Genomic DNA, 11,441 nt, shown 5'->3' with positions numbered 1-11,441 from the left:
ATTATGATGAAGATAGTAAAATCGTTTTTCTTACTTGTAGTTCTGGCGACCGCCGCGCTCTTTATGCCGCATGCGAAAGCTTCTTGCCAATCGCCGAGTCTGCCCGCTCTGCTATCACTAACGTCGATTTCGGTCCCCACCAGCCTGCCCGTGGGGTCGACTATTCCGGGAACTGAACGCACTGCGCACATATCGGGAAACTGTTACTACGCGCAGGATGCGGGTCAGCCAATCATCGCGTGCTACAACGGCTTCGGCAAAGAGATCCCCGGGATCCCCGGCGTCTATGAAACAGGCGTTGCTGGTATCGGCATCTCGCTAAGAAATGATAAAGGACAGCGCGTGACCGGCGCGGCGGACCAGACTTGTTCGGCGAACATGCCCGTAGGCCAGGTCTCCGGTACGATAAACAGCGACTCTTCCATCCCGTTTAGCTTTGACGTGATGCTGGAACTGGTAAAAACCAGCGAAACCGTGGCTTCTGGCGCACTGACAATGAGCAATACGCAATTCAACCTTGCAGTTGAACAAATTGAGGCCCTGAGTGACCCTAACACCCTCTCTTACTCAGGCAATGTTCAGGTAAAAGCTGTGACATGCACGGTGTCACCTAAATCCCTGACCATCACGCTGGGTGATTTTCCGGTGAGCCGCTTTACCGGGGCAGGAAGCGTGGTTTCCCAATCGACATTCAGTGTCGACATGCTCTGCGATCAGGATGTAGAGCCGGAGATGATGATCACCAGCGCCAATGGCTATGAAACGAATTTTCCTGGCGTGATCAAATTAACGCCGGAAAGCGGCGTGGCGACCGGCGTGGGGGTGAAAATGCTCTTTAACGGCCGGATACCTGTTTTCGGGGAATATATGAATACCTTAACCGCCCATGCCAATGTCCAGGCGCAATATCCCTTCAGCGTCTCTTACGAACAAACCAGCTCGGAGGTAACGCCCGGAACGGCGAATGCCGTCGCAACCATTACGGTGGCTTACAAATGAAAACGTTATTAACCCTTTTACTGCTTGGAGTGGCCAGCCAGAGCCTGGCGGAAGAGATTCAACTCGATATTCGCGGAAACATTTACGCCAACGCCTGCCAGGTGGACAGCGCCAGTCAGAACCTGACGGTCAATCTGGGCACAGCGAATACCGGCGATTTTAAGGATGTGGGCGATACCGGACAATGGAAATCATTCGACTTAACCCTGTCGAAATGCCCAACCACTTCCGTGCTGGCCACGGCCACCTTTCACGGTCAGCCAGACAGCGTTCATCCGACTAAATTCGCCAGCACAGGAACCGCGAAAGGACTGGCGCTGGAGCTTGCCGACCCGCAGGATCAGATCTCGCTTGCCCCGGACGCCAGCTTCAGCGTGATGATCAACCAGCACTATCACACGGCAGATTTCCCGCTGGCCGCCCGCTATTACGCTACCTCAATGCCGGTCACCGCAGGCACATTCAACAGCGCGGTGCAGGTGACCTTCACTTACCAGTAGGACCGCGCCCCTTAGCACGGAGGCTTTTTTTACGCCCGGCTGTCAATGTTGCCGGGCGTTTTTTTACCTCGGGCACCTCGGGCACCTCGGGCTGTTCAATCGGAAAGATCGGCAGCGCGTTTAACAACCGTTGGCCGTAATTTTTGGTCAGCAGACGTTTATCATAAATCACCACTTCCCCCCAGCAGCCATGGCTACGGATCAGGCGCCCGACCTGCTGAATGAGGTTAAACGACGCCGCAGGTAAACTTTGCACTTCAAACGGATAGCGGTTGAGGCTTTTCAGCCACTCGCCTTCAGTGATGACGACCGGGCTGTCGATGGGCGGGAAGGCGATTTTGTGGATGTGCACCTGAGTCAGGTAGTCCCCTTTCAGATCCAGACCTTCTGCAAAGGACTGCAAACCCACCAGCACGCTGCGCTCGCCGTTATCAATGCGCTTGCGGTGGGTTTCCACCAGCCGGTAGCGCGGCTGATCGCCCTGCACCAGCAGGAGTAAACGCAAATCGGTGACGTGCTCAAGGAAGCGCTGCATCGCCCGCCCGCTGGCAAACAGCACCAGCATGCCGGGGTACTTTTTACTTTCGACCTGCTCGCGAAAGTAGGCCGCCATTTCAGCGATGTGCTGCTCTACGTTGTCGATAAGCGGCTCGAATTTCATGCGCGGAATGACAAGCTTCCCCTGCTCGCAGTGGTTAAACGGCGAGTCCAGCGCCACGAAACGATCGCCCGCTTTCTCTTTAAGCCCGCTCATTTCCTGCAAACGAGAAAAACTGTTCAGGGAACGCAGCGTGGCAGAGGTGACCACCACGTGCGGCACGCTGCGCCAGATCAGCTTTTCCAGCTGATCGGCCACGCGGATGCCCACGCAGTGGAAAAAGAGATGGACCTGCCCGTCGCGCACTTCACGGGTGGTCCATTTAGTGACCGGCGCGCCCGACGCCTGCGCCATCGAGGCCAGCCGCCAGAGCTTGCTCTGCGCTTCAAACATGCCGAGCGCACGGTTCATTTGCAAAAGGATACGGTGCAGGCGAACAACGTCATGCGAGCCGGTTTTCTCGCTGAGATCGTTTAAGAACATCTCCGCCAGCCCGCGCAGCTTTTCGAGATGCTTCGCCAGCTGCTGGCAGATCTCCATCACCTCGTCCGGCAGCTCGCCCATCGCAAAGCGGTGTTCCGCTTCCTGGGTTGCGGGAAGATAAAGATTCAGGATGTTGTTCAGCGACGAGATAAGGCTGTAAACCTCTTCGCAGTGGTCGCTCAGCCGCTCCGGCACCGCCAGCGGCGGCGTGGTTTTCGGGCGGAACTGCTCCATGCAGGTGGCGACAAGCTTGCAGAAGAGATCCAGCTGCAGGCGGAACCAGGGCGCGGTAATTTCCGCGCTCATCTCCAGCGCGTCGCGCGCCACGTCGGGCAGATGGTGGCCTTCGTCAAGCACCAGCAGCAGGTTTTTCGGCTCCGGCAGCACCGCTTCGCTCTCCAGCGCCGCCATCACCAGAGCGTGGTTTGCCACAACCACCTCCGCCTCCTGAATTTCACGCCGGGCGACAAAAAACGGGCACTCGCGATAGTAGTGGCAGTTGCGGTTCAGGCAGCTGGCTTTGTCCGTGCTGAGCCTGCGCCACAAATCGTCGCTGATGGCTTTATCGGTGTGATCGCGCAGGCCGTCCCATTTGTAGCCATCGAGATCGCCTTTCAGCGTTGCGCAGAGCTCCTGCTCGGCTTTGTTGTTTGGCGTGAGATCGTCGTCGAGGAAAGCCAGCAGATCCTGTTGCGACGCCTCGCTGCTGGCAAGCCCTGCCAGATTGCGCGGGCAGACGTAGCGACCGCGCCCAAAGGCGGCCGTAAACCGCAGGTCGGGGATGATTTTGCGCAGCAGCGGTAAATCTTTGCTGAAGATCTGATCCTGCAAGGCCACGTTGGCGGTGCTGACCACCAGCGTTTTGTCTTCTTCCCGCGCAATCGCGATGCCGGGAATGAGATACGACAAGGTTTTCCCAACGCCGGTCGGCGCTTCAATCGCCAGATGTCGCCCGTCGTCCCCGGCGAGCGTTTTTGCCACGTCAGCAATCATCTGCCGCTGCGGCGCTCGGGGGATAAAGTCGGGGATCTGCTGTTGTAGCGCCTTGTACCATGCGCCTATTTGCGCCTTGAGCGCAGCGGTTAAAGCCATCGGAAAACCTGAAATACTGTATAAACAGACACTATTGTGGCACTTTCTCTTCACTGCCGCAAAAAGAAAAGCCCGGCTTTAAGACCGGGCTTCCAGATTACTGCGGGTTAGCAGGTTTGCGCGGGCGGCGTCGACGCTGCCCTTCCCCTGCCGGTTTCCCTTCGCCGCTGCGCCACGGGCTTTCACCCGCCGGTTTGCTGTCGTTGTTGCGACGCGGTGGTTTGCCGGACGATTTCGGCGCGCCGCCTTCGGCACGACGCGGCTGCTGACCGCGACCGCCACCACCCTGGCCACGTCCACCGCCGCCCTGACGACCGTTCTGAATCGGCTCGGCTTTGATCGACGGATCCACTTCATACCCCGGGGTTTCGATGCGCGGGATCTCTTTTTTCAGCAGACGCTCGATGTCGCGCAGCAGCTTGTGTTCATCCACGCAGACCAGAGAAAGCGCTTCACCGGTTGCCGCCGCGCGGCCGGTACGGCCGATACGGTGAACGTAATCTTCCGGCACGTTTGGCAGCTCGTAGTTCACCACGTGCGGCAGCTCTTCAATGTCGAGGCCACGGGCAGCAATGTCGGTCGCCACCAGCACGCGGATGTCGCCGGATTTAAAGTCAGCCAGCGCACGGGTACGCGCCCCCTGGCTCTTGTTACCGTGGATCGCCGCGCTGCGGATGCCGTCTTTATTCAGCTGTTCCGCCAGGTGGTTCGCGCCGTGCTTGGTGCGGGTAAAGACCAGCACCTGCTGCCAGTTACCCTGACCGATCATTTGGGAGAGCAGTTCGCGCTTGCGCTTTTTATCAACAAAGTGAACGTGCTGCGTCACCTGCTCGGAGGCGGTGTTGCGGCGCGCCACTTCAACTTCCAGCGGGTTATGCAGCAGCTTTTCCGCCAGCGCCTTGATCTCGTCGGAGAAGGTCGCAGAGAAGAGCAGGTTCTGACGACGCGCAGGCAGCTTGGCCAGCACGCGACGAATGTCGTGGATGAAGCCCATGTCGAGCATGCGGTCGGCTTCGTCCAGCACCAGAATTTCAATGCTATCAAGCTTAACCGCGTTCTGGTGTTCCAGATCCAGCAGACGACCCGGCGTTGCCACCAGCACGTCCACGCCGCCGCGCAGCTTCATCATCTGCGGGTTGATGCTGACGCCGCCGAACACCACCAGCGAGCGAATGTTGAGATAGCGGCTGTAGTCACGCACGTTCTCGCCAATCTGCGCGGCCAGTTCGCGGGTTGGGGTGAGGATCAGCGCACGAACCGGACGACGGCCTTTAGCGTGCGGCTGGTTTTTTACCAGCAGCTCTAACAGCGGCAGCGTAAAGCCCGCGGTTTTACCGGTGCCGGTCTGGGCGCTGGCCATCAGGTCACGGCCCTGAAGAACGGCAGGAATAGCCTGCTGCTGGATTGGGGTTGGCTCAACGTAGCCCTGCTCTGCGATCGCGCGCAGAATTTCCGGGTTCAGGCCAAGGGAATCAAAAGACATAAAAACTCCGAACCGCCCCGACCATCACAGGTGTAGTTTTCAGGGAGATATAACAATTAGGAGGACAAAAACCACAATGTCGCGAAGGGGCGGAGTGTAGCAGCTTTTGTGACGTGGCGCATAAAATATCCCTCCGCATTCCCTCGACGTTAGCGTGAATCAGGCATAATCTTAATCAATCGATTGATTAATTCTTAATGCCGCCATGAATACGACACCCACAACAACCAAAGGTGAACAGGCCAAAAATCAGCTTATCGCCGCCGCGCTGGCGCAGTTTGGTGAGTACGGGCTGCATGCGACCACGCGCGATATTGCCGCTCTGGCCGGACAGAACATTGCGGCGATTACCTACTATTTTGGCTCAAAAGAGGATTTATATCTCGCCTGCGCCGAATGGATCGCCGATTTTATCGGCACGCAGTTTCACCCGCACGTTGAGGAAGCCACCGCGCTGCTCGGCCAGCCATCGCCCGATCGCGAGGCCATCCGCCAGCTGATCCTCAAAGCCTGCCACAACATGATCCGCCTGCTGACGCACGACGATACGCTCAACCTGAGCAAGTTTATCTCCCGGGAGCAGCTCTCCCCAACCGTCGCCTATCAGCGGGTACACGATCGGGTGATTGCCCCGATGCATACCCATCTGACCCGGCTGATCGCCGCCTATACCGGTCGGGACGCCAGTGATACCGAGACAATTTTGCATACCCACGCCCTGCTGGGTGAAATCCTTGCCTTCCGTCTGGGCAGGGAAACCATCCTGTTACGCACCGGCTGGACACAATTTGATGAGGATAAAGCCGCGCAGATTAGCCAGGTCATCGCCTGTCATCTCGATCTGATCCTGCAAGGCTTAACGCAAAGGAGCCTGAAGTCATGAAAAAACCTGTCGCCATCATTCTGGTGGTTGTTGTTTTGCTTGCCGCTGGAGTCGGTGGATGGCTGTGGTATCAGAGCCATCAGGATAAAGGCCTGACGCTGTACGGTAACGTGGATATTCGCACGGTGAACATGAGCTTCCGCGTGGGCGGACGTCTCGCCTCGCTGAGCGTTGACGAAGGCGATGCCATTAAAAGCGGGCAGACGCTGGGGATGCTGGATAAAGCGCCCTATGAGAATGCGCTGCTGCAGGCCAAAGCGGGCGTATCCGTCGCTCAGGCGCAGTACGATCTGATGCTGGCGGGCTATCGCGACGAAGAGATCGCTCAGGCCGCCGCCGCCGTTAAGCAGGCACAAGCCGCCTATGACTACGCGCAGAACTTCTATGCCCGCCAGCAGGGGCTGTGGAAAAGCCGCACCATTTCCGCCAACGATCTGGAAAATGCGCGCTCGTCCCGCGACCAGGCGCAGGCCACGCTGAAGTCCGCGCAGGATAAATTAAGCCAGTACCACACCGGTAACCGCCCGCAGGATATCGCCCAGGCGAAAGCCAGCCTTGAACAGGCGCAGGCGCAGCTGGCTCAGGCTGAGCTGGATCTGCACGACACCACGCTCATCGCGCCGTCTGACGGCATGCTGATGACCCGCGCCGTGGAGCCGGGCAGCATGCTCAGCGCGGGCAGCACCGTGTTAACTCTCTCCCTGACCCGCCCGGTCTGGGTACGCGCCTACGTTGACGAGCCGAATCTCGGCCAGATGCAGCCGGGCCGCGAGCTGCTGCTCTATACCGACGGTCGCCCGGACAAGCCGTACCACGGCAAGGTGGGCTTTGTCTCCCCTACCGCCGAATTCACGCCGAAAACCGTTGAAACGCCGGACCTGCGTACCGACCTCGTGTATCGCCTGCGCATCATCGTGACCGATGCGGATGACGCCCTGCGTCAGGGCATGCCCGTCACCGTAAAAGTAGACAACGGGGAACGACATGAATGACGCGGTTATTCAGCTCAACAATCTGGTTAAACGCTTCGCGGGAATGGACAAACCGGCCGTTGCGCCGCTGAACTGCACCATTCAGAAAGGCTATGTGACCGGGCTGGTCGGCCCGGACGGCGCGGGGAAAACCACGCTGATGCGGATGCTGGCGGGGCTGCTGAAGCCGGATGAAGGATCGGCCAGCGTGCTTGGCCTGGATCCGATAAAAGACGACGGCGCGCTCCACGCCATGCTCGGCTATATGCCGCAGAAGTTTGGCCTGTATGAAGATCTGACGGTGATGGAAAACCTGAACCTGTACGCCGACCTGCGCAGCGTCACCGGCGAAACCCGGAAGAAAACCTTCGCGCGCCTGCTGGAGTTTACCTCCCTCGGCCCGTTCACCGACCGGCTGGCGGGCAAGCTCTCCGGCGGGATGAAGCAGAAGCTGGGGCTGGCCTGCACGCTGGTGGGCGAACCAAAAGTGCTGCTGCTGGACGAGCCCGGCGTCGGCGTGGACCCGATATCGCGCCGCGAGTTGTGGCAGATGGTGCACGAGCTGGCGGGCGACGGGATGCTGATCCTCTGGAGCACCTCCTACCTCGACGAAGCGGAACAGTGCCGGGACGTGCTGCTGATGAACGAAGGCGAACTGCTTTATCAGGGCGAGCCGACGACGCTGACGCAGAGCATGGCCGGTCGCAGCTTCCTGCTGCACAGCCCGCAGGCGTCCAACCGCACGCTGCTGCAGCGGGTGCTCAAGCTGCCGCAGGTCAGCGACGGGATGATTCAGGGCCGCTCGGTGCGGGTGATACTCAAAAAAGAGGCCACCGTCGACGATATTCGCCATGCGCCCGGCATGCCGACGATTGAGATGGAAGAGACTGCGCCGCGCTTTGAGGACGCGTTCATCGACCTGCTGGGCGGCGCGGGGACGTCAGAGTCGCCTCTTGGCGCAATCCTGCACACGGTGGAAGGCACGCCGGGCGAAACGGTGATTGAAGCCAAATCCCTCACCAAAAAGTTCGGGGATTTCGCCGCCACCGATAACGTCAATTTCGCGGTAAAACGCGGCGAGATCTTTGGCCTGCTCGGGCCGAACGGCGCGGGAAAATCGACCACCTTTAAGATGATGTGCGGCCTGCTGGTGCCGACGTCCGGCAAGGCTCTGGTACTGGATATGGACCTGAAGGTCAGCTCCGGCAAGGCGCGCCAGCATCTCGGCTATATGGCGCAGAAGTTTTCGCTGTATGGCAACCTGACGGTCGAACAGAATCTGCGCTTTTTCTCCGGCGTGTACGGCCTGCGCGGGCGGGCGCAGAACGAGAAAATCCGCCGCATGAGCGACGCCTTCGGGTTAACCAACATTGCTTCCCACGCCACCGACGAACTGCCGCTCGGCTTTAAGCAGCGGCTGGCCCTGGCCTGCTCGCTGATGCACGAGCCGGATATTCTGTTTCTGGATGAACCGACCTCGGGCGTTGATCCCATTACCCGCCGCGAGTTCTGGCTGCATATCAACAGCATGGTGGAAAAAGGGGTGACCGTGATGGTGACCACCCACTTCATGGACGAGGCGGAGTACTGCGACCGCATCGGGCTGGTGTATCGCGGCAAGCTGATTGCCCACGGTACCCCGGACGACCTGAAAAACGAGGCCGCCGACGATGAGGTCCCGGACCCGACCATGGAGCAGGCGTTTATCACCCTCATCCACGACTGGGATAAGGAGAATGCCCATGCGCAGTAACGCCCTTTCCTGGCGCAGGGTGCGCGCCCTGTGCATCAAAGAGACGCGGCAGATCGTGCGTGACCCCAGCAGCTGGCTGATTGCGGTGGTGATCCCCCTGCTGCTGCTGTTTATCTTTGGCTACGGCATTAATCTGGACTCCAGCAAGCTGCGGGTCGGGATTTTGCTGGAACAGCAGAGCGAAGAGGCGCTGGACTTCACCCACGCCATGACCGGCTCTCCCTACATTGACGCCACCATCAGCGACAGCCGCCAGGAACTGATCCAGAAGATGCAGGCCGGGAAGATTCGCGGTCTGATCGTCATTCCGGTGGATTTCGCCGCCAATATGGCGCGGGCGAATACCGATGCGCCGATCCAGGTGATCACCGACGGCAGCGAGCCGAACACCGCCAACTTCGTGCAGGGCTACGCGGAGGGGATCTGGCAGCTCTGGCAGATGCAGCGCGCGGAAGACCGGGGCGAGACGTTCGAACCGCTCATCGACGTGCAGACGCGCTACTGGTTTAACCCTGCCGCCATCAGCCAGCACTTTATTATTCCGGGCGCGGTGACGATTATCATGACGGTAATCGGCGCGATTCTGACCTCGCTGGTGATCGCCCGCGAATGGGAGCGCGGCACCATGGAGGCGCTGCTTTCCACCGAAGTGACGCGCGTCGAGCTGCTGCTGTGCAAGCTTATTCCCTACTACTTCCTCGGCATGCTGGCGATGCTGCTCTGTATGCTGGTGTCGGTCTTTATCCTCGGCGTGCCGTATCGCGGCTCGCTGGTCGTGCTGTTCTTTATCACCAGCCTGTTTTTACTCAGCACGCTGGGGATGGGGCTGCTCATCTCCACCATCACCCGCAACCAGTTTAACGCCGCGCAGGTGGCGCTCAATGCCGCTTTTCTGCCGTCGATTATGCTGTCCGGGTTTATCTTCCAGATAGACAGTATGCCTGCGGTGATCCGCGCCGTGACCTATGTGATTCCGGCGCGCTACTTTGTGAGCACGCTGCAAAGCCTGTTCCTGGCGGGGAATATTCCGGTGGTACTGATTATCAACACCCTGTTTTTGATGGCGTCGGCGGTGATGTTTATCGGGTTGACGTGGATGAAAACCAAACGGCGGTTAGATTAAGGAGCGCGCATGTTTCACCGATTATGGACGTTGATACGCAAAGAGCTGCAATCCCTGCTGCGCGAGCCGCAAACCCGCGCCATTCTGGTCTTGCCGGTGCTGATTCAGGTTTTGCTGTTCCCGTTTGCCGCCACCCTTGAGGTAACCAACGCCACCATTGCCATTTACAACGAAGACAACGGCAAACATTCCGTCGAGCTGACGCAGCGCTTTGCCCGTGCGAAGGCCTTTACCCACGTCCTGCTGCTGAAAAGCCCGCAGGAGATCCAGCCCACCATCGACACGCAAAAAGCGCTGCTGCTGGTGCGGTTCCCGGCGGATTTTTCCCGCAACCTGGATACTTTCCAGACCGCGCCAATGCAGCTGATCCTCGACGGGCGTAACTCCAACAGCGCCCAGATAGCGGCCAACTACCTGCAGCAGGTGGTGAAGGATTACCAGCAGGAGCTGATGGAGGGCAAACCGAAGCCCAACAACAGCGAGCTGGTGGTACGCAACTGGTACAACCCAAATCTGGACTACAAGTGGTTTGTGGTGCCGTCGCTGATCGCCATGATCACCACTATCGGGGTGATGATCGTGACTTCCCTTTCCGTCGCCCGCGAGCGCGAACAGGGCACGCTGGACCAGCTGCTGGTCTCCCCGCTCGCCACCTGGCAAATTTTCGTCGGCAAAGCGGTACCAGCGCTGATCGTCGCGACGTTCCAGGCCACCATCGTGCTGGGGGTGGGAATTTGGGCCTATCAGATCCCGTTCGCCGGTTCGCTGGCGCTGTTTTACTTCACGATGGTGATTTACGGGCTGTCGCTGGTGGGGTTTGGACTGCTGATTTCCGCACTCTGCTCGACGCAGCAGCAGGCGTTTATCGGGGTCTTCGTCTTTATGATGCCCGCGATTTTGCTCTCGGGGTACGTTTCGCCCGTCGAGAACATGCCGGTCTGGCTACAGGATCTGACGTGGGTAAATCCGATTCGGCACTTTACGGACATCACCAAGCAAATCTATCTGAAGGATGCGAGTCTGGATATTGTCTGGGGAAGTTTGTGGCCGCTACTGGTTATAGCGGCCACGACGGGCTCAGTGGCGTACGCGATGTTTAGACGCAACATTGCGTAGCTTTTTCTCTTTGGTCAGCAACGAGACCACCGCAGGCCCTGCGAGGATAGCCAGACCCGCCAGGGCCAGCAGCAGGTTGTTTTGCAGCACGCGCGACAGCAGCCAAAGCACAATCATCGCGGCACCAAAATACCAGGTGGTGGTGAGCTCTTCGAGCACATCACCCACCTCGCGCCAGCGCGCTTCATGGTGGCGCTGTAAGAACAGCATCGACAGCACGGTGACGCCGTAAAGGACGCATAGCCCCAGGCCAACACGCACCAGCGTGCCGCTCATCCAGCCCATCACCAGTACGGCCACGACCAGTAAATGCAACATTATCTGCCAGCAACTCAGGCCAGTTGCGACACGAACACGTTGTTGCCACTTCATGGCTTCTCTCCTGAAGGATTTTTCTCTGCTTAATCAGACTACCGCACTTTACGGAAAATTCCGTAACG

The 11,441-nt window shown here is 58.9% G+C and carries 10 protein-coding genes; 7 read left to right on the top strand and 3 right to left on the bottom strand.

Annotation, left to right across the window (positions count from 1 at the left end; translation table 11 throughout):
* Positions 1–3: 3 nt before the first annotated feature.
* On the top strand, positions 4–999 hold the full coding sequence (locus V1587_RS09135) for a fimbrial protein (RefSeq protein WP_371898532.1): 996 nt from the start codon (positions 4–6) through the stop codon (positions 997–999).
* On the top strand, positions 996–1,499 hold the full coding sequence (locus V1587_RS09130; RefSeq protein ID WP_371898533.1) for a fimbrial protein: 504 nt from the start codon (positions 996–998) through the stop codon (positions 1,497–1,499). Before V1587_RS09135 ends, V1587_RS09130 begins: the two co-directional genes overlap by 4 nt.
* Here the strand turns inward: V1587_RS09130 and dinG are convergent.
* Positions 1,486–3,672, bottom strand: a complete 2,187-nt coding sequence (gene dinG, locus V1587_RS09125) for an ATP-dependent DNA helicase DinG (protein ID WP_395314568.1) — start codon at positions 3,670–3,672, stop codon at positions 1,486–1,488. The two genes, V1587_RS09130 and dinG, sit on opposite strands and share 14 nt — an antisense overlap.
* Positions 3,673–3,769: 97 nt before the next feature.
* Positions 3,770–5,155, bottom strand: coding sequence for an ATP-dependent RNA helicase RhlE (gene rhlE / locus V1587_RS09120; RefSeq protein ID WP_371898535.1), 1,386 nt, complete (start codon positions 5,153–5,155; stop codon positions 3,770–3,772).
* 205 nt (positions 5,156–5,360) lie between these two features.
* Between rhlE and cecR the strand changes: the two genes are divergently transcribed.
* From cecR to V1587_RS09095, 5 genes are read left to right on the top strand one after another with little or no spacing between them, the layout of a single operon-like run.
* Complete coding sequence (gene cecR / locus V1587_RS09115) at positions 5,361–6,038, top strand: transcriptional regulator CecR (protein ID WP_371898536.1); 678 nt, start codon at positions 5,361–5,363, stop codon at positions 6,036–6,038.
* Entirely contained in the window at positions 6,035–7,030 is a 996-nt protein-coding gene (hlyD, locus tag V1587_RS09110) for a secretion protein HlyD (RefSeq protein ID WP_045355736.1), read from the top strand. The genes cecR and hlyD overlap by 4 nt, the downstream gene beginning before the upstream one ends.
* Positions 7,023–8,762: an ATP-binding cassette domain-containing protein gene (locus tag V1587_RS09105; protein ID WP_371898537.1), complete on the top strand. Its 1,740-nt coding sequence runs from the start codon at positions 7,023–7,025 to the stop codon at positions 8,760–8,762. The genes hlyD and V1587_RS09105 overlap by 8 nt, the downstream gene beginning before the upstream one ends.
* Positions 8,752–9,885, top strand: a complete 1,134-nt coding sequence (locus tag V1587_RS09100; RefSeq protein ID WP_371898538.1) for an ABC transporter permease — start codon at positions 8,752–8,754, stop codon at positions 9,883–9,885. The genes V1587_RS09105 and V1587_RS09100 overlap by 11 nt, the downstream gene beginning before the upstream one ends.
* Before the next feature lie 9 nt (positions 9,886–9,894).
* Positions 9,895–11,001: an ABC transporter permease gene (locus V1587_RS09095; protein WP_371898539.1), complete on the top strand. Its 1,107-nt coding sequence runs from the start codon at positions 9,895–9,897 to the stop codon at positions 10,999–11,001.
* Here the strand turns inward: V1587_RS09095 and V1587_RS09090 are convergent.
* Positions 10,963–11,373 (bottom strand): YbhQ family protein, encoded by a 411-nt coding sequence (locus tag V1587_RS09090; RefSeq protein WP_014883088.1) that lies wholly within the window; start codon positions 11,371–11,373, stop codon positions 10,963–10,965. The genes V1587_RS09095 and V1587_RS09090 overlap by 39 nt on opposite strands.
* Positions 11,374–11,441 lie beyond the last annotated feature (68 nt).

It is taken from the genome of Enterobacter sp. ECC-249, from assembly GCF_043965265.1.
Lineage (GTDB): Bacteria > Pseudomonadota > Gammaproteobacteria > Enterobacterales > Enterobacteriaceae > Enterobacter > Enterobacter quasiroggenkampii.
Note: the sequence above shows the minus strand (reverse complement) of the source record. Positions and strands in the feature narration are given on the sequence as shown.

What these genes read in the sequence shown, in the direction of transcription:
- V1587_RS09090 (WP_014883088.1), bottom strand. Translation starts at nt 11,373, where the DNA reads ATGAAGTGGCAACAACGTGTTCGTGTCGCAACTGGCCTGAGTTGCTGG.
- V1587_RS09105 (WP_371898537.1), top strand. Translation starts at nt 7,023, where the DNA reads ATGAATGACGCGGTTATTCAGCTCAACAATCTGGTTAAACGCTTCGCG.
- hlyD (WP_045355736.1), top strand. Translation starts at nt 6,035, where the DNA reads ATGAAAAAACCTGTCGCCATCATTCTGGTGGTTGTTGTTTTGCTTGCC.
- V1587_RS09135 (WP_371898532.1), top strand. Translation starts at nt 4, where the DNA reads ATGATGAAGATAGTAAAATCGTTTTTCTTACTTGTAGTTCTGGCGACC.
- dinG (WP_395314568.1), bottom strand. Translation starts at nt 3,672, where the DNA reads ATGGCTTTAACCGCTGCGCTCAAGGCGCAAATAGGCGCATGGTACAAG.
- V1587_RS09130 (WP_371898533.1), top strand. Translation starts at nt 996, where the DNA reads ATGAAAACGTTATTAACCCTTTTACTGCTTGGAGTGGCCAGCCAGAGC.
- cecR (WP_371898536.1), top strand. Translation starts at nt 5,361, where the DNA reads ATGAATACGACACCCACAACAACCAAAGGTGAACAGGCCAAAAATCAG.
- rhlE (WP_371898535.1), bottom strand. Translation starts at nt 5,155, where the DNA reads ATGTCTTTTGATTCCCTTGGCCTGAACCCGGAAATTCTGCGCGCGATC.
- V1587_RS09100 (WP_371898538.1), top strand. Translation starts at nt 8,752, where the DNA reads ATGCGCAGTAACGCCCTTTCCTGGCGCAGGGTGCGCGCCCTGTGCATC.
- V1587_RS09095 (WP_371898539.1), top strand. Translation starts at nt 9,895, where the DNA reads ATGTTTCACCGATTATGGACGTTGATACGCAAAGAGCTGCAATCCCTG.